Consider the following 21,665-nt stretch of genomic DNA (forward strand, 5'->3'; position numbering starts at 1 on the left):
ATCCGGTTATTTTCTCGGAGCCTTGGAACCATTTTGTGGCGATCGCGTTTCGTCTTCGGGAGTGGCAGCCGCCTGACCATCGATCCGGCAGCCTTGGGGAGCACCTATGTCCAGTAACGACGAAAGCAAGCGCGAAGTGACCGAGCCAGAACCGCAGACCGAAGCGAATGCCGCTCTGGACGAGCGTCTGCAGGCCCATATCGGCGTGCAGCTCAAGTCCATGTACGACTCCTACCTGAACGAACCGATCCCCGACCGGCTCGTCGACTTGCTCGAACAGCTCGACCGGGTTTCCCGGGACCCCGGCCCGGACGAGCACCCGGACAGCCGCCATGACAGTCGCCGGCGCCGGCCCGAAGAGTCACGCGGAGGGTCTGACGAATGAACCCGCGCAAGGAACTCCTCGAGCACATCCCCAATCTCCGCGCCTTCGCGATGTCGCTGTGCGGCAGCCCCGACCGCGCCGACGATCTGGTGCAGGAAGCCCTGGTGAAGGCCTGGAGCAAACTCGACAGCTTCGAGGAAGGCACCAACATGCGCGCCTGGCTGTTCACCATTCTGCGCAACGGCTTCTATTCCGAGCTGCGCAAACGGCGTCGTGAAGTCGAGGATGCCGATGGCGCCATGGCCGCCCAGCTCGCCACCCATCCCGCCCAGTCCGGCCATATGGACTTCAAGGATTTCCGGGTGGCGCTCGAACAGCTTCCCGCCGATCAGCGCGAGGCGCTGATCCTTATCGGTGCATCGGGCATGTCCTACGACGAGGCTGCGGAAATCTGCGAATGCGCGGTCGGCACGGTCAAGAGCAGGGTGAACCGGGCGCGTCAGAAACTGGCTGAAATTCTTGCCGTGGAATCGGTGGCGGAATTCGGCCCCGACGAAACATCGCAGCCGATCGTCACCCCATCATCCACGACCCGGTCCGTGGCTTGAACAATCGCCACGCCTGCATCCGCCGCGAAATGATGCCCGATGCGGAACCTTTCGCGGCGTCGCGCGTTTGCGGCGAGGGTATGGGTGTGTTCGCATGACAGCCGCGCAAAGTCGCCTTGCAGCCTTCGCAATCGTGGCGATAGCGATCGCCGCGTCGGCGTTCGCCTATATGTCGTGGCGCCAGAGCCAGGTATCCGCGTTCGCGGCCTCGGCCAAGGCGGCCCTTGCGAATGTCGATCTGGTCCTCGATCGCGCGCTGCTGACGGTGCGCGCCGCCCAGGGCCTCTACGCCAGCCGGCCGGAGGCCAGCGAAGGCGACCTCACCCGTTTCGTGGAGGGCATGGGGCCGGTCCTTGGCCTGCGCTCGCTGGTCTATCATCCGCGCGTGACGGCCGAGGGTCGCGCCGCGTTCGAGGTCGGTCTGCAGCGCAGCGGCAAGAGCACGTCCGGAATCTGGACACTCGAGGACGGCCGGCGCGTCCCCGCCGGTGACAATCCCGTCTACTATCCCGTGGCCGCATCCTACTTCTTCCCCGACGTGGCACCGGTCTACGGGTTCGACATCCGCTCCCATCCCCAACGCCGGTTCGCCGTCGATATGGCCGCCCAGTACGGTCTTGGCACGTCGACCGAGGTCGTGACCTTCGTCACCAGCGGCGAAGAACCTGTGCGTGGGGTCATTTTCTACAAGCCCGTGGTCGTCGGCGGAGAGGTCGTCGGCATCGTCAGCGGCAGCATCGAGCTCGACCAGCTCATCACCATCGCCAGGTCCACATCCCCCGACATTCGCGACGTCGAGGTCGAGATCGGCCCGCTGGAACTCGCCGGCGGCGCGCCGGTGGATTCTCCGAACGTGACCGACGATTCCGAACCATTTCTCGTCGTCGACCAGCAGAACCATTCGGGCCGGCTGTGGCAGATCAGGGTCAGCGGTGGCCCCCGCATAACCGACTATGCCCGCGGCTACGCGCTGATGACACTGGTGCTGTTGGCCGGCTTGGGCGCCGCCGCCGCCGTCATCGGATATTCGACGGCGGCGCGGCGCGGCCGCGACCTGCTGTCCGCCGAAACGCGGTTGCGCCGGACCCTCGATGGCCTGGTGCCGCTGGTGTTCATGACGGACCCGCGCGGCCGGGTCATCACCGCGAACCGCACCGCGCTGGATCACGCCGCGAACGGCGAGGCCGATCTCGTCGACAAGACCATCGACGAGCTGCCGCTGTGGGACAGCGATCCGGCCAACAAGGACGCCTTGCATCTGGCGATCGCCCGCGCCGCCGAAGGAGAGGAAAGGCGCCTCGACGTTCTGTCCACGGAAACGGAGTCGGGACAGTCCGTGTACGACGTCTCGGTCAGGCCCATCGCCGCGGTCAACGGCGAGATCACCCACCTCGTCGTGTCCGCCCTCGATGTCACCGAACGTGTCGAGGCCGCCGAAACCGAACGCCTGCTGATGCGCGAACTCGACCATCGCATGAAGAACACCTTGCAGGTCGTCCAGGGTGTCGTCCGGCGCACCGCACGCAGCCACGAAACGGTCGACGCCTTCGAGACGTCTCTGCTCGGGCGGATCACGACCATGGCGCGCGCCCACGACCTGCTCGCCCGCGAGCGCTGGCTCGGCGCCGATCTCAGAACCGTCGTCCTGCAGGAGATCCAGCCCTTCGAGGAAGGTCGCTCGATAACGGTCACAGGCGCCCCGATCCGGATCAATCCGAAGGGCGCTCTCGCTTTCGCGCTGGCCATGCACGAACTCGGCACCAACGCGATCAAGTATGGCGCCCTTTCTGTGGCGGAGGGACGGCTCGATATCGACTGGTCGCTCGAAGGCGACGATGACGATCGCAAGCTGATTTTTCACTGGCGCGAGAGCGACGGACCGAAGGTCCGGGTCCCGGAGCGGCGGGGCTTCGGGTCGCTGCTGCTCGAGCGTAGCATCACCTACGATCTCGACGGCAGCACCTATCTCGAATTCGCGCCGGAAGGCGTGAATTGCCGTATAGAGATTCCGTGGGACCGGATCAGGCCGATGACCGCGAGCGTCCATTTCCGCGAACGCCTCGCCAAGGGGGCAATGGCATGAACGAGCCGGCGCGCATCCTCATTCTCGAGGACGAGTTCATGATCGCGATGGAGTTCGAGACGGTACTGCTCGACGCCGGGTATGGCGTCGTCGGCCCGGCGGCGGATGTCGGCACGGCGATGGGCCTGATCGATACCGAGTGTCCGGACGCAGGGGTTCTCGACGTCAACCTCGGGCGCGGCGAAACCAGCGCGGCGGTCGCGCAACGACTGGGCAATCTTTCCGTCCCCTTCGTCCTGTGTACCGGCTACCAGACCTCCGAACTCGTCCAGCGCTATGGCGATACCGTACCGATCCTGCAAAAGCCGGTGGACGCGGTGAAGCTCGTCGAGGTGCTGCGATGCCTGATGTCTCCGTCTCCCTGACCGGGCTTCTGCGCCCCTGGGTCCGTCTGGCCCGCAGCTTCGTGGCCGTGCCTGCCTTCTTTGCGCTGCTGGCGGTTCTGCTGGCCGTTGGCATGCTGCAGCTCCATCTCGGCAGTGACCATGTGTCGGGCACGATCGACCGCGTGCTGCCGCCGCTCAATCCGGACACCGCCAGGACGCTGCTGTCGGTCATTGCCGGCTCGATGATGACGGTGTTGAGCCTCGTCTACTCGCTCACCCTGATCGTCTTCACCCTGGCCGCCGGCAATATCGGCCCGCGCCTGATCGAACGCTTCACCAACGACCGCACCACCCAGGTGACCGCCGGCCTTCTCGTCGGCACCTTCGGCTACACCGTGATTGTCCTGAGCCGCATCGACGCCGAGACCGTGCCGCGCGGCGCCACCTTCGGCGCGCTCCTGTTGACCGGCGTGACGCTGGCGTCCCTCATCGTCTTCATCCGCTCGGTCGCGGAACGGGTCTCGATCGACAACGAGATCGGTCGGGTGTCCGCCCAACTCATCGAAGAGCTGGAGAAAATAGGGGCCCGCGAAACCGCTGACGACCCGGCGCTCGAAGAGCTGCGAGGGGACGGCGGGGCCATTGCCGTCTCCAGCACCGCGGACGGCTATGTGACCGCGCTCGACGCCTACGCCATCACCGCTGCGGCGCGCGAGACCGACGCCTTCGTCGAAATGAAGGTCCGGCAAGGCGACTTCGTGATTGCGGGACAGGAAATCGCCGTCGTCACCGGGGCGGAGGATCTTGAGGGCCTCGACGATGTCATCCGCTCGGCGATGTTCCTCGAGCGCCGGCGAACATCGGAGTCCGACGCGGAGTTCTCCGTGCACCTCCTTGTCGAGATCGCGATGCGCGCCCTCTCGCCCGGGATCAACGACAGCTATACCGCGATCGCCTGCATAGACCAGCTTTCGGCGGCCCTGGCCCTGCCGGTGCGCGGCTACGCACCGCCGCCGCTGACCAAGGACAGCGAAGGCACGCCGAGGCTCTGGTTCGACGGGGTCTCGGTCGAGACCCTGGTCGGCACCGCTCTGCATCCGCTGCGCCGCGCGTCGGCCGGCAACGTGACCGTGACGCTGCGCCTGATCCGCGCCATCGGCCGCCTGGCGGGCGTCGCACATGCCTCGCACCATGGCCTCCTGGAGAAGCATATCGCGCTGATCCTCGAGGACGCCCGTCGCGAGATCGGCAACGAGGCCGATTTGAACGAGGTCGAGACGGCCGCGGCCGCGGCGCTGGAAGATCTCAACGCCGCGCCGGCGGATTGAGCTGCTCTAGCGGAATGACGAACGTCGCCCGTACCCCCTGCTGGGGGAACTGCAGGTCGACATGGGCGTCCAGCGAACGCGCCACGTTCTGCTCGACGACGATCCGCCCGAAGCCGCGGCGCGTCGGCGGCTCCACCGGCGGCCCGCCGGTTTCCTGCCAATCGAAACGCAAGGCGACGTCGTCATCCGCGACCTCAAGCCGCCACGTGACCGTTACGATGCCCGCGTCGTTCGACAGCGCCCCGTACTTCGCGGCGTTGGTGGCGAGTTCGTGCAGCGCCAGCGCGAGCACCTGCGTCGCCTCGGGCGTCAGTGTCACCTCCGGCCCCTCGACGACGACGCGCGAGCGGTCCTGCGGCATGTAGTGGCCGATCTGGCCGCGAATGACCTGTTCCAGGCGGACACCCGACCAGTTCTCGGCGACCAGCAGGTCCTGCGCGCCGGCAAGCGCCCGCAGCCGTTCCCCGAATCCGTCGACGAACTCCCCGACCGTGCCGGCCTGCTGCGCCGTTTGCCGCGCGATCGCCTGCACCACGGCGAGCAGGTTCTTGGAGCGGTGGGTCAGCTCGCGCATGACGAGGCGCATCTGCTCTTCGCTGCGCTTTGCATCGGTGATGTCTATCGCCGCGCAGGTGACGCCGGTGACGACCCCGTCGACGGCAACGGTCGGCTCGACGAAAAGATCGAACCAGCGAACCGCGTCACCGCCGTCGACCCGGATCTCGCCCGAGCGCGGCTCTTTCGCAGCCATCGCTTCGGTCTTCAGCGCCACGATCGGCGTCAGGTCGGGCTCCTTGTGGAGGTCGGCGTCAGTCTTGCCGACGACCGGCCGGAGCACGGTATCGTTTCTGTTCGTCCAGATGTAGCGAAGATCGGTGTCCTGCGAGAAGACGACAATGTCGCCCGATCTGAGCGCAACGTTGAAGCGCTGCACCGATTCCGACAGACGCCGGCTGAGATCGGCGCGCATTTCCTCCAGTCGCTTCGACCCGGTGATATCGATGGCGGTGCAGGCGATCCCCGTGACGCCCCCCTCGCCGTCGGTCAGCGGCGTGACATCGATGCGGAACCAGGAGGAGGCATCGCCGTTCGGGATCTCCACCTCGAAGGTATCGGGCCTGCTCGCTTCGATCGCGCGCCGCTTGTGGGCCACGATCGTCGCGCATGCCAGCTCGGGGAACAGCGCATCGTCCGCCTTGCCGACGACATCGCTCTCGCGCATGCCGAGCCAGGGATTGTGGATCCAGGTGTAGCGCAGGTCCCGGTCCTGGGAGGACACCGTGATCTGCGCGCCGCGCGTGGCCGCCTCGAACAGCTGCCGCACCTCGGCCAGTTCCCGCGTCCGCTCGGCAACCTGCCGCTCCAGGTCGCGCCGGGCCGCCTCCAGGTCGCCATAGGCGCGGTCGCGCGCCGCAGCCTCCTCCACGAGCCGCTGGTTGATCACCTCGATCTGGCGCGGCGAGGCAATGGCCACGAGCCGCGGCAACATCCGCCACACGACGATCGCGGTCAGGATCGACACGAAGGCGGTCGCCGCCTTGGCCATCCCGTCGAGACCGTAATACGGATACCAGAGCGTCAAGAGACCGCCGAGATGGGTGATGCCGCACAGGACGATGAAGGCCGAGAACAGGATCGCGATCTGCCTGGCCTCCCCCGTGATGTCGCCCCTGCGCCTGGCGAAGACCACGATGGCCAGCGGAATGGCGAAATAGGCGGCCGCGATGCCGGCATCGGATACTGCATGCAGCGCCACGAGGTCCGGCCGCCACGTCAGGCAATAACCGTGCGGCACGAAGTTTGCCGCGCCGAAGACATACTCAACGATCTGGTCCATTACCGGCCCCTGAAGAACGGAGACAAACGGCGGTCGGGACTGGCTCCGATACCTCTATCGGGCCTGATGCCGCCGCATCGGGAACGCGAATCCGGGAGAATTCGTTGCAGTCCACTATTGGACTTGCGAAGGAAAGCCATGCGGACGCGAAGCGTCACCGCCTCCTAAGGCATAGACGTGCAACGCGGTTTTCAGCACGTCCGGGTCCAGCGGATGGACAAGCCGGGTGAGAAGGTCTCTGGGGGAGCGGTCGACGGGGTCGGCCGTGTCGCGATCCGCAGTCGCGACGAGGATCGTCGGCGTACCGAGATCGTGCAGGCCGGCGAGCAGGTCGTCGATCGCCTCGGTGGCTCCGGGAACCAGGACGGCGACATCAACGGGTCCGGTCAGCAAGGCGGCCCTGGCGGAGTCGACGGCCCGGGTCAGCATGACCATCCATTCGGCCCCGCCGGCGCGCAAGACGCCCTCCAGTTCCAGAGCCAGCGCGTCGCTGTCCATCAGAAAAAGCGCCGCGCGGGATCGCGAAGCCGCCACGTCCCTACCTCCTGCCACCATTTGCCAGCCATCATCCGTGCGGCGAGCACCGCCGGAAGGCTGTTTTATTGGCTATGATGGAACCGAGGCGGGACTTTGTCATTGAAAAAAGACACATCCGAAAGAGGGCGCAAGGTGGCCGCAAGCGATATCGCGATAAAGGTTCGATGCGGGCAATGCCCGCTCCGAAAACACGACTGCTTCCGTGCGTTCACGGACGAGGAACTCGGGTTCATGGAGGAGTTCAAGCAGGGCGAACTGACCATCGCCCCCGGCGCGCCGATCGTACTCGAGGAATCCAACAGCCCGCACCTCTACACGGTGCTGGAGGGCTGGGCCTTCCGGTACAAGACCCTGCCCGACGGCCGTCGCCAGATCCTCAATTACGCCATGCCCGGCGATCTCGTCGGCCTGCAGAGTTCGGTGTTCGAGGTCATGAGCCATGGCGTAGAGGCGCTGACCGACATGCTTCTGTGCGTATTCCCGCGCGACAAGCTGTGGAACCTCTATACGCGCCATCCCGGGCTCGCCTTCGACGTGACGTGGCTCGCCTCACGGGAGGAGCGGCTTCTGGACGAGAACCTGCTGACGGTCGGTCGCCGCACCGCGCTCGAGCGCATCGCCTTCCTGATCTGGCATCTCTACAAACGTGCCCGGAGCGTGGGGCTGACCAAAGGCGGCAGGCTGGACCTTCCGATCACCCAGCAGCATCTTGCCGATACGCTCGGCCTGTCCCTTGTCCACACCAACAAGACCCTGAAGAAGCTCAAGGCGCGGGGATGCATTTCCTGGGAAGAGCGGACCCTGGAGATTCGCGACAAGGCGGGCCTTCTCGAGATCGCCCAGGTCGAGGATACAGACGAGGCTCCACGCCCGTTTCTCTGATCCCGATCGGATGGAAAACCGCACCAGGACCTGAAAGACGAGAAAACTCGCGGGACCGGAGGTCCGCGAGCTTCGTCGATGGCCGGATACATCCTTGCCGGGGCCGAGAAAGCAGCCCAGGCGATCATCCCGAAACAGATGGCGACGACTTCGGGCGCGGCAGACTGGCGCCGCCGCCCGAAGTCCCACGATCACGTTTCACTGCGAGCTCCTGTATCTGGGTACGAATTGGAGCCTCGCCGCAGGAAACCGCGTCGTCAGTGGCGGTTGAGCCAGCGGTCGACCTGCCGTTCGGCATCTTCCTTCGCCACTCCGTAGCGCTCCTGGATCCGGCCGACGAGCTGCTGGCGATTGCCGTCGATCACATCGAGATCGCGGTCCGTCAGCTTGCCCCATTCGGTTTGCACCTTGCCGGTGAACTGCTTCCACTGGCCTTCGATCTGATCCCAGTTCATGGGTCTCCTTTCCGACGCGCGGGCCGGGCGCCGCGGGGACGGCGTCTTCGTGTCGCGACACGCGCGGCTGCGTGTTGCCGTTGATGGCTTTCCGGTCCGGTCAGCGACGATTTCGCTGTCGGACCGGCCTGCCGGGAAAACGGCGAACCGGCCGGATGGTTCCGACAAACATCGCAATTCGCGGTCTGCGTGATCGTTTCGAAATGTCCCCGTGCGACCGGAACCAGTTAGCCGGCTTGCGCGTTAATATCGATCATCGTTTCGAGGCGACCATGACCCAATCACCCGCGCCGGAAGCACCGGCGGACATCCCACGTGACTCCGCAGGATCCGACGTTGTTCAACTGTCCGGGCCCGTGCGCGCATCCCTGTTCATCATCGCCGGCGCGGCCGTCCTGTTCGGCATGTATTTCGGCCGGGGGCTGTTCATGCCGATCGCGATCGCCCTGGTGCTGTCGCTGACCCTGAGCCCGATCGTCCGCACGGCAAGCCGCCGGGGCCTTCCCGCAGGACTGACGGCCAGCGTCCTCGTGGTCGGCCTGGCGACGACGCTGCTGGTCGGATCGCTGACCCTGACCCAGCCGATCATGGATTGGATCGACGACGCGCCCAGTATCGGGCGGCAACTGCGCGATCGGCTCGAAAGCATACGGAAACCGGTGGAAGCGGTGAACGAAGCAGGAAAGGAGGTCCAGAAGATCGCCGAATCTGAGGATCCGACCGTTCAGGAAGTCAGCGTCCGCCAGCCTGGCCTTCTAAACCGCGCGGCGAACCACGTTGCCGGAATCGGGGCGACGATCCTCGTCACTTTCGGTCTGACGCTCTACATGCTGGCCTACAGCTCGACCTTCTACGAAAAGGTCGTTCGCGTCCTGCCCCGGCTGAGCGACAAGAAGCGCGCGCTGCGGATTGCCTATGACGTCGAACGGATTGTCTCCCGCTATCTGCTGACGGTTGCCTCGATCAACGTGGTCCTCGGGATAATCATCGGCATCTCGATGTGGCTTGCGGGCATGCCCAACCCGATCCTGTGGGGGCTTGCGGCGATGCTGTTGAACTTTCTCCCCTATATCGGCGCCGCCGTCGGCGTCCTGGTGTCCGCCGCCGTCGCGCTCGTCACCTTCGATTCCATTCTCCAGGCACTCGTTGCGCCGCTCGTCTATCTCTGCGTCACCGCGCTCGAAGGCAACTTCATCACCCCGGCGATCCTGGGACGTCGGCTGGAACTCAATCCCGTGGCCATCCTGCTGTCGGTCCTGCTGTGGGGTTTCGTATGGGGCGTCATCGGTATCCTGATCGCCGTCCCCCTGCTCGTCGTCCTCAAGGTTTTCTGCGATCACGTGGACGGGTTGCATGGGCTCGGCGAGTTTCTGTCCGGCGCTCGCCCGCCCCCCGACGAACCGGAGGAACCCGTCGCGACGCCCCGCACGGCCGGCTGACCCGGTACGCGCCCCGCGACCAAGCATCGGGCTCTGCGCCTAACTCGCTCCCCGGACCCGATCGGCGGCGGCTCGGCCCGCGATCGAACCCAGCGCGACGGCCGTCAGCAGGCCGTTGCCGGACAGATATCCCTCGATCCGGCTTCCGGAGACGCCGCATGCCGCGCCGCCGCCGGCGAACAGATTGGCGATCGGCGTGCCGTCATTCTTTCGAACGCGTGCGGATCCGTCGACGACAAGACCGCCCTGCGTGTGGAACAGCGCGCCGGTGACCCGGACCGCATGGTAGGGCGGCTTCAGCCCCGGTTGCCGGCTGAAATCCCGGCCGAAAGGATCGGGTTGCGCGCCGCGGCGAAACCGCTCGACGTCGGCAAGTGTATTTTCCAGTGCCTCGGCGGGCACCTTCATCAGCGCGGCCAGCCCGGCAACCGTGTCGGCGCTGAGGATGGCCCCGGCACTGTCGGCGTCCCGGTAATCCGGAAAAGCGAGACCGAGTTCGTGCAGTCGCCCGTCATAGACGTCCCAGGCGATGCCGCCGGGCTGCTCCAGGACGCGGGTCGCCTGCTCCGAATAGCCCTGATGCTCGTTGGAGAAGCGCGCACCGTCCACGTTGACCTGGATACCGCCTTCCATCATCAGCGCCCAGGTGATCAGCACGCCGTGCGGATGCGCGAGCGAGCCGTGGCCCTGGCACGCGCCCAGGTGGCGCGTCGCCGCCCCGAGCGCTTCGCCCCACAGCACCGCGTCGCCTTTGTTGCCCGGATGGCCGTAGTAAGGCGCGTCCGCCATCACCGGGATGTACTGCCGAACCAGGTCGCGGTTGCCGCCGTAGCCGTTGCAGGCAAGCACCAGCGCGCCGCAACCGATCCTTTCCGCCCCGCCGTCCGGGCGCACGATCTCGAGTCCGGCGACCGTCCCGTCCGGCTCGGCGAACAGCGTGGTCACGTGCGCGTCCGTGACGATCGGGATGGCCGCCGCCTCGGCCGCCGCGAGAAGCCGGGCCATCAGCCCGGCGCCGGTCTTTTCGGGAACCGCGTGCATGCGATGGACCGAGTGACCGGGATACAGGAAGTCGTCGAGCACCAGCCAGTCTAGGCCGTGGCTGTCGGCAAGCCATTCGAGCGTCGGCCCGATCTCGCGGGTCACGGCCGCGACGATTGCCGGGTCGGCCTCGTTGCCGGCCTTCCTCTGGATATCCGCGGAAAACCGTTCGGCGGAATCGACGATGCCGAGCGCCGCCTGGAACCGCGTCGCAGCCGCCGGAATGAACCCCGACGACATGGAGGTCGATCCGGTCGGACTGTGGTCGCGCTCGACGACGATGACGTCGGCCCCGGCATCGGCCGCCCGCAGGGCCGCCACCAGCCCGCAGGCGCCCGCGCCGATCACCAGCACATCGCAGCGCGTCTCGAAGGCGACGTTCGCCGCTGGCGCGATGCGCGGGCTCATGATCTCAAGCCGCCTCGATCAACTGCATGGCCTGAGCGCAGGTGCGCACCGATACGATGCTCGAAAGATCGGCCAGCGCGGTCTCGTGCACGTCGCTGCGGAACGCGGCGCAGCCGTCGGACAGCACCGTGACGCCGAAGTCGCGGACATGGGCGTCCCGCACGGTGGAGGCGACGCCGCCATTCGTCACGATGCCGCAGACGATGAGGCTGTCGATGCCGGCGCGCCGCAGCACATATTCGAGCCGGCTCATGAAGAAGGCGGAATAGGCGACCTTCTCGACCGTCAGGTCGGCCGGCTGCAAGGTGTCGACGAGTTGGTGGCCCCATGCGCCCGGTTCGAAGTCGCCCCTGGCGAGGAACGGGCGCAGCGTCTTCAGGTGCGGCGAGATGAAGGGCTCACCGCCCTTGCCGGGCACCAGCGTGAATTGCGTCGAGACGATCCAGCCGCCCTTCGCGCGCAAGGCATCGGCAAGCGGTTTGATCCGCTCGGGCAATGCCGCGATGTCCGCCGCCGACTGGCCAGCGCGACCATATGCGCCGTCGGAATGCAGGAAGTCGTTCTGCAGATCGACGATGAGCAGCCCCGTGCGCGCAATATCGAAACCGGCCTCACGCATCGTCCGCCCTCACCTGCCGGGTGATCACCACATTGCCGAAACGGTCGACGCGCCCGACTAGGCCGGGATCGATGAAGATCGTGGTGTCGGGCTGTTCGAGGATCGCCGGCCCCGCGATCTCGGTCCCTTCCGACAGATCGAGCCGCTCGTAGACCGGCGTGTCGATATCGACGCCGTCGACGCGCACGCGCCGGGAACCGACGCGGCAGTCCTCGAGCCCCCGATCGGAGGACGGGGCGAACACGGTCATGTCGAAGGCAGGCCGCCGGCCGATCACCGCGACACGGTAGTTCATCACCCGCACCGGAATGCCGGCGAGGAGGCGCCCGAACGCACGGCGATAGGCGGTTTCGAACGCCGCGCGGATCGCCTCCACCGTCAGGCCGCCGGACGGGATCTCGACCGGCGCCGTGACCGTATGGGTCTGGCCGAGATAGAGCATGTCGAGCTCGAACACCCGGTCGATCCGCTCGAAGGCGACACCGGCGCGCGCCAGCAGCATTTCCGTCTCCGCGGCGACCGCCTGCATTTCCTTGCCGAGAGCGGGCGCGTCGACCTCGTCGAGCAGCCGGTTGACGGTCTGCACGCGATCATGGCGCATGTCGGCGACGACACAGCCGAGCGCCGAGGTGACCCCGGGATAGCGCGGCACCAGCGCCGAGCGCAGGCCGACATCCTTGAGGAGCGCGCCGGTGTGCAGCGCGCCGCCGCCGCCGAACGGCATGGCCGCGAACTTGTCGGGATCGTAGCCGCGTTCGATCGACACCAGCCGGATCGCGCCGGCCATCTTGGCGTTGGCGACCTTGAGGATCGCCTCCGCCGCTTCCATCGCGTCGATGCCGAGCGGCGCGGCGATCTCGCGCGCGATCGCCGCGCGCGCCGCTTCGACATCGAGCGCGTCGAGCTTGCCGCCGATCGGCCGGGCGGCGTTGATGCGCCCCAGCACGAGATTGGCGTCCGTGACGGTCGGGCGATCGTTGCCAAGGCCATAGCAGACCGGCCCCGGGTTGGAGCCGGCCGATTCCGGGCCTACCTGCAGGAGACCGCCCTCGTCGACATGGGCGATCGATCCCCCGCCGGCGCCGATCGTCGTGATCTCGATCATCGGCGTGCGCACGACCATGCCGAAGTCGATCGCCGTCTGCGCGGCGAGCGCCGCCTCGCCGCCCGCGATGAGCGAGACGTCGAAGGACGTTCCCCCCATGTCGCACGTGATCACGTTGGGAAACCCGGCCGCCGCCGAGATCGCCTTCGCCGCGATGACACCGGCCGCCGGGCCGGACAGCGCGGTGCGCACCGGATAGCGCTTGGCCGTTTCCACCGACATGACGCCGCCGTTCGACTGGACGATCAGCACGTCGCCGGAGAAATCGCGGTCGTCCAGTGCCGTTTCCAGGCGGTCGAGATAGCTGGAGACGACCGGCTGCAGGTAGGCATTGAGCGTTGCCGTCGACAGCCGTTCGAACTCGCGGATCTCGGGGATGATCTCGGTCGCCGCCGTCACGTAGTCGTTCGGCCAGATCGACCGCACCGCCTCGACGGCGATCGCCTCGTTGTCGTTGTTGGCGTAACCGTTGATGAAGAAAACGCAGACCGACTCGCAGCCGGCCGCCCGCAGGGCCTCGGCGCGTTCGGCGACCTCGCCCGGATCGACCGTCTGCAGAACGTTGCCGTCGGCCAGCACCCGCTCGCGGACCTCAACGCGGCGGTCGCGCGGCACGATCGGCGTGAACGTGCCCCACAGCCCCCAGGTCGTCGGCCGGTCGCGCCGCCGCATTTCCAGAACGTCGCGGAAGCCCTCGGTCGTGATGATCCCGGTTGGCGCCCCCTTGCGTTCCAGCAGCGCGTTGGTGCCCACCGTCGTGCCGTGCACCACCGTCGCGATATCGGCGAAGTCGTCAGCGACGGCCGAAATCCCCTCGACGAAGCCGATCGACTGGTCGCCGCGCGTCGACGGCACCTTCGCCGTGGTGACACGCCCCGTCGCCTCGTCCCACAGGAAGATGTCGGTGAAGGTTCCGCCGACGTCGACCCCAATCGCGTAGCGCCGCCCGCTCATGCCGCCGCACTCGCCTGGCGAAGCGCACGCGTCGCGGCTTCGTCGACCTTGCCGTCACCGTCGATCACGACGCCATAGTCGGCCTCGGCCGCTTCCCGCGACACGAAGCCGAGGCCGACGTCGCGCGCGACCGCATCCGGCTGCCGCGTCATCGGATCGCCGTAGCCGCCGCCACCCGGCGTCTCGAGCCGTACGTGCTGGCCGCGTGCCAGCTTCACACCCACCATCTTGGACGTCATCGCAGGCGACTTCTCTCCCTCGTTGGTGTCGTAGACGAACCGGTTCAAAGCGGCCGGCTTGCCGCCGACGACGCCGGGCGGCGCGAAGCGGCCGCGCTCGCCGAACAGGAACGCGTCGGCGCTCTCCTCGATAAGCTCGATTTCGTAGACGGCGCCGAGACCGCCGCGATGATTGCCTGGGCCGCCCGAATCCGGCCTGAGCGCCCATTGGGTGAACCGGACGGGATAGGCCGCTTCGAGGATTTCCAGCGGCGGGATCGTCGCCGTCGAGATCGGCGCGTTGCCGTGGTTGAGGCCGTCGCCTTTGGGATGGCCGCCGTGGCCGCCGCCGAAGAAGGAAAACATGACCCAGCGCCGCCCGTCGCCGCGGTGTCCGGCAAGCGACAGCGCGTTGATCGTGCCGTAGGCGCATCCGTTCGACCGCTCCGGCGCGATCGTCGCCACGGCCTGGAAGACGACGTCGATCAGCCGCAGGATCGTCTCGGTGTAGCCTCCGACGGGCTTCGGGGCGTCGACCGCCAGGATCGAGCCCTCCGGGATGTCGAAATCGACCGGTTCGAGCACGCCCGCATTCGCCGGCACGTCGCCGAAGACGTGCTTGAGCGCGACGTAGCAGGCGGCGACCGTGGTCGCCCGCGAGATGTTCAGGGGCCCGCTGCAGGCAACCGCCGAGCGCGAGAAATCCATGCGCATCCGCTCGCCCTCGATGGTGAGGTCGAGCGCGATCTTCAACGGTTCGTCGACGATGCCGTCATTGTCGAGAAAATCCTCCGCCGACACGGTGCCGTCGGGCAGGTCCCGGATCTGCGCCCGCATCAGCCGGGCGGCGCGAACCTTGAGTTCGCCCAGGGCCTCGGCCACGGTCTCCGCACCGTATTCGCCGAGCAGTTCCTGCATGCGGCGGACGCCGAGATCGAGCGCGTTGATCTGGCCGTTCAGGTCGCCGTAGAGCGATGTCGGCAGCCGCGAGTTCGCCGACAGGATGTCGATCACGTCCTGGCGCAGCGCGCCCTGGTCGAACAGCTTCACCGGCGGGATCAGCATGCCTTCCTGGAAGCACTCGGTGGCGACCGGGTTGTAGTTGCCGGGCACGTTGCCGCCGACGTCGTGCCAGTGGCCGACCGAGGCCAGGTAGCAGAACACCTCGCCGTTCGCGAACAGGGGCCGCACGAGCCGGAAGTCGGACAGGTGCGTGCCGCCGGCATAGGGATCGTTGAAGATCCAGACGTCGCCATCGCGCGGGCCGCCTTGCGCCGCGGCCTTCTCGATCACCGCCTTCACCGCGAAGGCCATGACGCCGACGAAGATCGGCAGCCCGGACTTGCCCTGCACCAGCGTGTCGCCGTTCGCCGCATCATAGATGCCGTGCGAGGCGTCGTGCGCTTCGGCAATGATCGGGTTGAAGGCCGAGCGGAACAGCGTCGCGTCCATCTCGTCGGCGATCTGCTCGAGCCGGCCCTTGAGGATCGCCAGCGTGATCGGATCGATCGCCATCACTGCTGCTCCTCGTCGTAGCGGCGCGCTTCCTCCAGCAGTTCCGGCGTGCCGACGATTCGGTTGATCCCTTCGAAATCGACCATGTTCTTGCGGAACGGCTCGTTGCTGCCATGGGCGACGAGGCTCGAATAGTAGCCCTCCAGCGTCGCCGCGATCGCGCGCACGGCCCCGCCCGGGAAGATGACGAGCGCGAAGCCGAGTGCCTCCAGATCGGCCGCCGTCATCGCCGGCGTCTTGCCGCCTTCGACCATGTTGGCCATAAGCGGCGTCCCGTCGCCGAGGCCGGCGACGATTTCGGTCATGTCCTCGACGCTCTTCGGCGCCTCGACGAAAAGCACGTCGGCGCCCGCCTCCGCGTAGGCCGCTGCGCGGTCTATGCCCGCCGAAAGCCCGTCCACGGCCACCGCGTCGGTGCGGGCGATGATCAGCGTGTCCTCACCCGAGCGGGCGTCGAGGGCGGCCTTGATCTTGCCGACCATCTCGCCGACCGACACCAGGGTCTTGCCGTCGAGATGGCCGCAGCGCTTCGGCAGGGTCTGGTCTTCGAGCTGTATCGCGCTCGCGCCGACCCGCTCGAACTGGCGCACGGTCCGCTTGACGTTGATGGCGTTGCCGAAGCCGGTATCGGCGTCGACGACGATCGGGGTCGAGATCCGGTCGCGGATGGCCGCGATCGTGTCGGCGACCTCACTCATCGACACGAGGCCGACATCGGGGCGGCCGAAGCGCGTATAGGCGATACTGGCGCCGGACAAATAGACGGCTTCCGCCCCCGCCCGCTCCGCCACGAGGCCCGACAGGCCGTCGTAGATGCCGGGTGCGACAAGGATCTTGCCGTTGCCGAGGCGCGTCTTGAGACGCGTCATACGCGGGACTCCTTCTGTACACGTGCGTCCGCCCTGGTCTTGGCGAACCGCTTCTCGAGGTGCGGGACGAGGCCGCCGTCATTGATCAGTTCGAGCAGGAACGCCGGCAGCGGATCGAGATCGATCGTGCCCCCCCGCGTCTCGTTGACGAGACAGGCGCCGGCGACGTCGAGCTTCACCGCGTCGCCGGCGGCGATCGGGCCCCCCACATCCGCCGTGAACACCGGCAAACCGACATTGATCGCGTTGCGGTGGAAAATCCCGGCGAAGGATCGTGCGACGATTCCGGCGACACCGAGCGCCTTCAACGCCTGCGCCGCCTGTTCCCGCGACGAGCCCATGCCGAAGTTCCGGCCCGCGACGATCACGTCGCCCGGCCCGACCGTGCTCGCGAATGCAGGGTCGACGGCTTCGAGGCAATGGGCGGCGAGCGTCTCGATCGGCGCGGCCATGTACTGTCCCGGCGCAAGCTGGTCGGTATCGATATCGTCGCCATAGACGAAGGCGCGTCCCGTCGTCATGCCGGACCTCCCTCGGCGAGCATTGGCCGCGGATCGGCGATACGCCCGGCGACGGCCGAGGCGGCGACCGTGAACGGCGAGGCGAGATAGACCCGAGACGACGCGGCGCCCATGCGGCCCTTGAAGTTGCGGGCAGTCGAGGAGATGCAGGTGATGTCCTCGCCGAGCCGCGCATTGCCGTAGCCGGCGCAGATGCCGCATGCGTTCGTCAGGACCTTGGCGCCGGCCTCCTCGAACACGGCCATGATGCCGTCCGCTGCGGCGCGCTCCTGGTCGCGCCGGGAGGCGGGCGCGACGAGCAACTGCACGCCCGACGCGACCTTGCGTCCGCGCAGGATCCGCGCCGCCCGTTCCAGGTCCACGTATTTCGCGCCGGTGCAGGCGCCGATATAGGCGACGTCGACCGGGGTGTCGGGATAGGCGTCGACATCGGCGGCGTTCGCCGGCGAGTGCGGCGCCGCGACCTGCGGCTGCAGCGCCGCAGCGTCTAAGACGTGATGCTCGGCGATCGCCGCGTCCGCATCGCCCTGCCAGTCCGAGATGTCGCCGGGTTCGCCGCCGGCCTCTCGAATGTACGCGGCGGTCGTCGCATCGGGGGCGATCAGACCGGTCTGGCCGCCAAGCTCGGCCGCCATGTTCGACAGCGTCATCCGCTCCTGCATGCCGAGGCTTTCGATCGCTTCGCCAGTATATTGCACGGCCTGGTACCGGCCGCCGTCCATGCCGAGCCGGCCGCACAGGGCGAGCATGATGTCCTTGGCCGCGATGCCGTCGCCGAGCCGTCCGCGCCACTCGATCAAGATCGTCTCGGGCACCCGGATCCAGATCTCGCCGGTCGCCAGAACGCCCGCCATCTCGGTCGCGCCGACGCCGAACATGTAGGCGCCGAAGGCTCCGCCGGTCGGCGAATGGCTGTCGCCGCCGACGACGAACATGCCCGGCTTCAGGTGGCCGCGCTCCGGCAGCACCACATGGCAGATCCCCACGCCGTCATAGAAGGCAACCTGCTTCTCCGCCGCCCAGCGGCGCGTCAGGTCCAGGATCTCGCGCCCGGCCTCGTCGTCACCGGGCACGAAATGATCGGAGATCAGCACCACCTTCGAGCGGTCGAACAACCCCACGCCGAGCCGCTTGAGGATCGGCTCGACGCGACGCGGGCCGCCCGAATCGTGGATCATCGCGAGATCCACCCTGGCGGTCACGATCTCGCCGGGGCTGACCGCGGACCGGCCCGAGGCGCGAGCGATGATCTTTTCGGCGAGCGTCATCGGCATGGTTCAGATTCCCAGATACGAGCGCTGCAGCTGCGGATCGCGCATCAGGTCGTCGGCCGGGCCGGACAGGCCGATCGCGCCGTTCTCCATGACGAAGGCCCGCGTCGCGATGTCCAGCGACTGGCGCACGTTCTGCTCGACCAGCAGGATCGTCAGGCCTTCCTCGTTCAGTTTGCCGATCAGCGCGAACATCTCTTCCACCAGCATCGGAGACAGGCCGAGCGACGGCTCGTCGAGAACGAGCAGTTTGGGCTCCGACATCATGCCGCGTCCGATGGCGAGCATCTGCTGCTCGCCACCCGATAGCGTGCCCGCCTTCTGCGCCATGCGCTCCCGCAGGCGCGGGAAGATCGTCAGCACGCGCTCGATATTGTGGCTGCGCCGTTCGCGCCCGCGGCGGTAGCCGCCGAGTTCGAGGTTTTCCTTGACCGACAGGTTGGGAAAGACATGGCGCCCTTCCGGGACCTGGACAAGGCCGGCCTTGACGATCGTCGCCGGATCGGACCCGGCGATGTCGGCGCCGTCGAAGCGGATCCGCCCGGCCGACGGGCGAATGAGGCCGGACAGGACGGCATTGAAGGTGGTCTTGCCGGCGCCGTTCGATCCCAAAAGGGCGACGATTTCGGAGTCCGCGATCGCCAGGTCGATGCCGCGCAGGATCTCGGTCTCGCCATAGCCGGCACGCAGCCCCGCAACCTCAAGCATGGCCCGTCCCCTCGGCGATCCGGGCAGCCATGCCGTGCCCGAGATAGGCTTCGATGACCGCCGGGTCCCTGGCTATCTCGGCTGGCGGCCCATTGGCGATGATCTCGCCCTGATTGAGCACCCACGAGTGCTCCGAGAGGCTCATCACCGCCTGCATAACGTGCTCGATCAGCACGATGGTAACGCCATTGTCGCGAATCCGCGTGATGATCGGGATGACATCGCGCACCTCGGTCGGATTGAGGCCGGCCATCACCTCGTCGAGCAGGATCAGTTTCGGATCGGTCGCCAGCGCCTTGGCGACCTCGAGCCGTTTGCGCCCGGCCACCGTCAGCGACGCGGCGTCCTGGTCGAGCCGGTCGGCGAGTCCGACCTGTCGCGCGACGTCTTCGGCCTTCGCCAGCGCCTCCCGTCGCGAGGCGCGGTGCAGATGCGCGCCGACGGCGATATTGTCGCGCACGGTCTGTCCGGCGAAGGGCTGTACGATCTGGAAGGTGCGCACCATGCCGAGCGTGGCGATCCGTTCCGGTGCCTCGCCGGTGATGTCGGCGCCGTTGAACAGGACGACGCCCGCATCGGGTTTGTGGAAGCCCGTGATCAGCGCGAACAGCGTCGTCTTGCCGGCCCCGTTCGGCCCGATCAGCGACACGATCCGGCCCTCTTCGACATCCAGGCTCGCGTCCCGCACCGCCTGAAGTCCGCCGAAGGATTTCGACACACCTTGGACCGACAGGATCATGCGGCCCTCGCACGCAGGAGCTTGCGGACGGAGACGCGACCGAGACCGGCAAGGCCGCGCGGCAGGAACATCACGATGAAGACCAGCAGCGCGCCATAGATGACGAGCGAGATACCCGGCGCGTCGCCGACGAAGTCGCGGGTGATCTCCGACAGCGCGTGCAGGAAGACGGCGCCGAGCAGGGGCCCGAACAGCGTTCCCAGCCCGCCGACGATCGGCACCAGCAGCGACTCGACCGAGATGGCGGGGCCATAGGCGATGCTTGGATCGAGATAAAGGAAGTACTGGGCGTAGAACACGCCGGCGAGACCGGAGAAGCAACCCGACAGGACGATGCCGCCAAGCTTGACGCGCAGCGCCCCAACACCGAGCGCGCGCGCCGCGTCCTCGTTGTCGCGCACCGCCATCAGCCGCGCCCCGAAGCGCGAATTGCCGAGCCACCACGTCGCCAGGAACGCGGCCAGAGTCATCGCCCAGATCATCCAGTAGTAGCCGCTCTTCTCGGTGAACTGCAGGCTGGCGACCCCGGGGTCGAGCGGTATCAGGATGCCGACGCCCGCACCGGTGAACGGCACGGTGTTGGACAGGATGCGCAGCACCTCGGCGAACGCGAGCGTGACGAGCGCGAAATAGGAGCCGCGCAGGCCGTAGCGGAAACTGACCGCGCCGACGAAGGCCGCGACCAGCCCGGCCAGGATCGTTCCCGCGACGAGCCCGATCCACGGGTTCACACCGAGCTGCACCTGCAGCACCGCCACCGTATAGGCGCCAGTTCCGAAGAACGCGGCGTGGCCGAACGAGAACTGGCCGCCATAGCCGCCGAGAATGTTCCAGGCCTGGCCGAGCAGCGCGGCGTACAGCACCATGATCAGGCTGTTGAGCCAGACGTCGGAGCCGATGAAGTACGGCGCCGCGCCGAGGCCGGCGAAGACGACAACGAGGGCGGCCAGATTTCTCATTCCGCTCATACCTTGTGCCCGAGCAGCCCGGTCGGGCGAAACAGGAGGATCAGGATGAAGATGGCGAAGATGCCGATCTGGCCGAGGCTTTCGCCGAGGAACAGGCCGCCGAGCGATTCCACCACGCCGATGATGAGCCCGCCGATCAGCGCGCCGACGAACGAGCCCATGCCGCCGAGCACGACGATGGTGAAGGCGATCAGCACGAACCCGTGGCCGACCTGCGGCGTGACGTAGTAGCTGGGCATCAGCAGACAGGCGGCGATGCCGAGGCAGGCGATGCCGATGCCGAAGCTCATGGCGAAGACATGGTCGACGTCGATGCCGACGAGGCGCGCGCCCTTGCGCTCCTTCGCCACCGCGCGGATCGCCTTGCCGAGATCCGTGCGCGTCATCAGACCCCAGAGCGCGGCCGCCGTTAGCAGCGCGCCGAAGAACGCGATGACCTTCGGCAGGGGCAGGAAAGCGCCGAGGAACTCGACGGTTTCAAAAGACCAGGGCGTGTCGACGATACGGGTGTCGGAACGGAACCAGTAGAGCGCCAGGTTCTCGATCACGATCGACAGGCCGAGCGTCACCAGCAGGATGTTCTCGTCGCGCTCGTGGCTCGCCTTGCCGATGACGTAGCGTTGCAGCAGGTAGCCGATCGCGAACATCGCGGCCGGCATGACGATCAATGCCTGATACGGCCCCACCCCGAAGCCGACGGCCAGGAAATAGACGCCGTACAACGCCACCATCAACAGGCTGCCATGCGCGAAATTGATGATGTGCAGCACGCCGTAGATCAGCGTGAGCCCGAGTGCCACCAGCGCGTAGAGGGCGCCGGTGGTAATGCCGTTCAGCAGCGACGGCAGAAGGATCGAGAACTCGCTCATTGGCTACATCGAGAACAGCGGCATCGAGGACAGCGGCGGA

21 protein-coding genes are annotated in these 21,665 nt (G+C 67.1%); 7 read left to right on the forward strand and 14 right to left on the reverse strand.

Features of this window, described 5'->3' with window-relative positions:
* Positions 1-106: 106 nt before the first annotated feature.
* The 5 genes from MUB46_RS17455 to MUB46_RS17475 all read left to right on the forward strand — a co-directional run bounded on the left by MUB46_RS17455 (position 107) and on the right by MUB46_RS17475 (position 4,670).
* On the forward strand, positions 107-385 hold the full coding sequence (locus tag MUB46_RS17455; protein ID WP_261617230.1) for a NepR family anti-sigma factor: 279 nt from the start codon (positions 107-109) through the stop codon (positions 383-385).
* Positions 382-933, forward strand: coding sequence for a sigma-70 family RNA polymerase sigma factor (locus MUB46_RS17460; RefSeq protein WP_261617231.1), 552 nt, complete (start codon positions 382-384; stop codon positions 931-933). The genes MUB46_RS17455 and MUB46_RS17460 overlap by 4 nt, the downstream gene beginning before the upstream one ends.
* A 94-nt stretch (positions 934-1,027) precedes the next feature.
* Positions 1,028-3,016: an HWE histidine kinase domain-containing protein gene (locus MUB46_RS17465; RefSeq protein ID WP_261617232.1), complete on the forward strand. Its 1,989-nt coding sequence runs from the start codon at positions 1,028-1,030 to the stop codon at positions 3,014-3,016.
* Entirely contained in the window at positions 3,013-3,381 is a 369-nt protein-coding gene (locus tag MUB46_RS17470; RefSeq protein ID WP_261617233.1) for a response regulator, read from the forward strand. The genes MUB46_RS17465 and MUB46_RS17470 overlap by 4 nt, the downstream gene beginning before the upstream one ends.
* The gene (locus MUB46_RS17475; RefSeq protein ID WP_261617234.1) at positions 3,357-4,670 is read left to right on the forward strand and encodes a DUF2254 domain-containing protein; all 1,314 of its coding nucleotides are present in this window, start codon (positions 3,357-3,359) and stop codon (positions 4,668-4,670) included. The genes MUB46_RS17470 and MUB46_RS17475 overlap by 25 nt, the downstream gene beginning before the upstream one ends.
* On the opposite strand, the gene MUB46_RS17480 is transcribed toward MUB46_RS17475, so the two are convergent.
* Both MUB46_RS17480 and MUB46_RS17485 read right to left on the reverse strand, forming a co-directional pair.
* Complete coding sequence (locus MUB46_RS17480; RefSeq protein WP_261617235.1) at positions 4,648-6,507, reverse strand: sensor histidine kinase; 1,860 nt, start codon at positions 6,505-6,507, stop codon at positions 4,648-4,650. The two genes, MUB46_RS17475 and MUB46_RS17480, sit on opposite strands and share 23 nt — an antisense overlap.
* 114 nt (positions 6,508-6,621) lie before the next feature.
* Entirely contained in the window at positions 6,622-7,041 is a 420-nt protein-coding gene (locus MUB46_RS17485) for a hypothetical protein (protein ID WP_261617236.1), read from the reverse strand.
* Positions 7,042-7,275: 234 nt separating this feature from the next.
* On the opposite strand from MUB46_RS17485, the gene MUB46_RS17490 reads away from it, so the two are divergent.
* Positions 7,276-7,926, forward strand: coding sequence for a Crp/Fnr family transcriptional regulator (locus MUB46_RS17490; RefSeq protein ID WP_261617237.1), 651 nt, complete (start codon positions 7,276-7,278; stop codon positions 7,924-7,926).
* Between the two features lie 257 nt (positions 7,927-8,183).
* Here the strand turns inward: MUB46_RS17490 and MUB46_RS17495 are convergent, their stop codons facing one another.
* On the reverse strand, positions 8,184-8,381 hold the full coding sequence (locus tag MUB46_RS17495) for a CsbD family protein (protein ID WP_261617238.1): 198 nt from the start codon (positions 8,379-8,381) through the stop codon (positions 8,184-8,186).
* Positions 8,382-8,737: 356 nt separating this feature from the next.
* On the opposite strand from MUB46_RS17495, the gene MUB46_RS17500 reads away from it, so the two are divergent.
* Entirely contained in the window at positions 8,738-9,820 is a 1,083-nt protein-coding gene (locus MUB46_RS17500; RefSeq protein ID WP_261617239.1) for an AI-2E family transporter, read from the forward strand.
* Positions 9,821-9,859: 39 nt separating this feature from the next.
* On the opposite strand, the gene MUB46_RS17505 is transcribed toward MUB46_RS17500, so the two are convergent.
* From MUB46_RS17505 to MUB46_RS17555, 11 genes are read right to left on the reverse strand one after another with little or no spacing between them, the layout of a single operon-like run.
* Entirely contained in the window at positions 9,860-11,269 is a 1,410-nt protein-coding gene (locus tag MUB46_RS17505; protein ID WP_261617240.1) for an FAD-dependent oxidoreductase, read from the reverse strand.
* Positions 11,270-11,273: 4 nt separating this feature from the next.
* Positions 11,274-11,888, reverse strand: a complete 615-nt coding sequence (locus tag MUB46_RS17510; RefSeq protein WP_261617241.1) for a cysteine hydrolase family protein — start codon at positions 11,886-11,888, stop codon at positions 11,274-11,276.
* Entirely contained in the window at positions 11,881-13,947 is a 2,067-nt protein-coding gene (locus MUB46_RS17515; protein WP_261617242.1) for a hydantoinase/oxoprolinase family protein, read from the reverse strand. The genes MUB46_RS17510 and MUB46_RS17515 overlap by 8 nt, the downstream gene beginning before the upstream one ends.
* On the reverse strand, positions 13,944-15,683 hold the full coding sequence (locus tag MUB46_RS17520; RefSeq protein ID WP_261617243.1) for a hydantoinase B/oxoprolinase family protein: 1,740 nt from the start codon (positions 15,681-15,683) through the stop codon (positions 13,944-13,946). Before MUB46_RS17520 ends, MUB46_RS17515 begins: the two co-directional genes overlap by 4 nt.
* Positions 15,680-16,549, reverse strand: coding sequence for an isocitrate lyase/PEP mutase family protein (locus MUB46_RS17525; protein WP_261617244.1), 870 nt, complete (start codon positions 16,547-16,549; stop codon positions 15,680-15,682). Before MUB46_RS17525 ends, MUB46_RS17520 begins: the two co-directional genes overlap by 4 nt.
* A complete protein-coding gene (locus MUB46_RS17530) occupies positions 16,546-17,070 on the reverse strand; it encodes a LeuD/DmdB family oxidoreductase small subunit (protein ID WP_261617245.1) in 525 nt (174 codons plus the stop codon). The genes MUB46_RS17525 and MUB46_RS17530 overlap by 4 nt, the downstream gene beginning before the upstream one ends.
* Entirely contained in the window at positions 17,067-18,344 is a 1,278-nt protein-coding gene (locus MUB46_RS17535; RefSeq protein WP_261617246.1) for a 3-isopropylmalate dehydratase large subunit, read from the reverse strand. The genes MUB46_RS17530 and MUB46_RS17535 overlap by 4 nt, the downstream gene beginning before the upstream one ends.
* A gap of 3 nt (positions 18,345-18,347) precedes the next feature.
* On the reverse strand, positions 18,348-19,049 hold the full coding sequence (locus MUB46_RS17540; protein ID WP_261617247.1) for an ABC transporter ATP-binding protein: 702 nt from the start codon (positions 19,047-19,049) through the stop codon (positions 18,348-18,350).
* Positions 19,042-19,788: an ABC transporter ATP-binding protein gene (locus MUB46_RS17545; RefSeq protein ID WP_261617248.1), complete on the reverse strand. Its 747-nt coding sequence runs from the start codon at positions 19,786-19,788 to the stop codon at positions 19,042-19,044. The genes MUB46_RS17540 and MUB46_RS17545 overlap by 8 nt, the downstream gene beginning before the upstream one ends.
* A complete protein-coding gene (locus MUB46_RS17550) occupies positions 19,785-20,756 on the reverse strand; it encodes a branched-chain amino acid ABC transporter permease (protein WP_261617249.1) in 972 nt (323 codons plus the stop codon). The genes MUB46_RS17545 and MUB46_RS17550 overlap by 4 nt, the downstream gene beginning before the upstream one ends.
* A complete protein-coding gene (locus tag MUB46_RS17555; protein ID WP_261617250.1) occupies positions 20,753-21,625 on the reverse strand; it encodes a branched-chain amino acid ABC transporter permease in 873 nt (290 codons plus the stop codon). The genes MUB46_RS17550 and MUB46_RS17555 overlap by 4 nt, the downstream gene beginning before the upstream one ends.
* Positions 21,626-21,665 lie beyond the last annotated feature (40 nt).

Source organism: Microbaculum marinisediminis, from assembly GCF_025397915.1.
GTDB classification, from domain to species: domain Bacteria; phylum Pseudomonadota; class Alphaproteobacteria; order Rhizobiales; family Tepidamorphaceae; genus Microbaculum; species Microbaculum marinisediminis.

Coding starts and splice junctions, on each gene's coding strand:
- MUB46_RS17455 (WP_261617230.1), top strand. CDS start 107: ATGTCCAGTAACGACGAAAGCAAGCGCGAAGTGACCGAGCCAGAACCG.
- MUB46_RS17460 (WP_261617231.1), top strand. CDS start 382: ATGAACCCGCGCAAGGAACTCCTCGAGCACATCCCCAATCTCCGCGCC.
- MUB46_RS17465 (WP_261617232.1), top strand. CDS start 1,028: ATGACAGCCGCGCAAAGTCGCCTTGCAGCCTTCGCAATCGTGGCGATA.
- MUB46_RS17470 (WP_261617233.1), top strand. CDS start 3,013: ATGAACGAGCCGGCGCGCATCCTCATTCTCGAGGACGAGTTCATGATC.
- MUB46_RS17475 (WP_261617234.1), top strand. CDS start 3,357: ATGCCTGATGTCTCCGTCTCCCTGACCGGGCTTCTGCGCCCCTGGGTC.
- MUB46_RS17480 (WP_261617235.1), bottom strand. CDS start 6,507: ATGGACCAGATCGTTGAGTATGTCTTCGGCGCGGCAAACTTCGTGCCG.
- MUB46_RS17490 (WP_261617237.1), top strand. CDS start 7,276: ATGGAGGAGTTCAAGCAGGGCGAACTGACCATCGCCCCCGGCGCGCCG.
- MUB46_RS17495 (WP_261617238.1), bottom strand. CDS start 8,381: ATGAACTGGGATCAGATCGAAGGCCAGTGGAAGCAGTTCACCGGCAAG.
- MUB46_RS17505 (WP_261617240.1), bottom strand. CDS start 11,269: ATGAGCCCGCGCATCGCGCCAGCGGCGAACGTCGCCTTCGAGACGCGC.
- MUB46_RS17510 (WP_261617241.1), bottom strand. CDS start 11,888: ATGCGTGAGGCCGGTTTCGATATTGCGCGCACGGGGCTGCTCATCGTC.
- MUB46_RS17515 (WP_261617242.1), bottom strand. CDS start 13,947: ATGAGCGGGCGGCGCTACGCGATTGGGGTCGACGTCGGCGGAACCTTC.
- MUB46_RS17525 (WP_261617244.1), bottom strand. CDS start 16,549: ATGACGCGTCTCAAGACGCGCCTCGGCAACGGCAAGATCCTTGTCGCA.
- MUB46_RS17530 (WP_261617245.1), bottom strand. CDS start 17,070: ATGACGACGGGACGCGCCTTCGTCTATGGCGACGATATCGATACCGAC.
- MUB46_RS17535 (WP_261617246.1), bottom strand. CDS start 18,344: ATGCCGATGACGCTCGCCGAAAAGATCATCGCTCGCGCCTCGGGCCGG.
- MUB46_RS17540 (WP_261617247.1), bottom strand. CDS start 19,049: ATGCTTGAGGTTGCGGGGCTGCGTGCCGGCTATGGCGAGACCGAGATC.
- MUB46_RS17545 (WP_261617248.1), bottom strand. CDS start 19,788: ATGATCCTGTCGGTCCAAGGTGTGTCGAAATCCTTCGGCGGACTTCAG.
- MUB46_RS17550 (WP_261617249.1), bottom strand. CDS start 20,756: ATGAGCGGAATGAGAAATCTGGCCGCCCTCGTTGTCGTCTTCGCCGGC.
- MUB46_RS17555 (WP_261617250.1), bottom strand. CDS start 21,625: ATGAGCGAGTTCTCGATCCTTCTGCCGTCGCTGCTGAACGGCATTACC.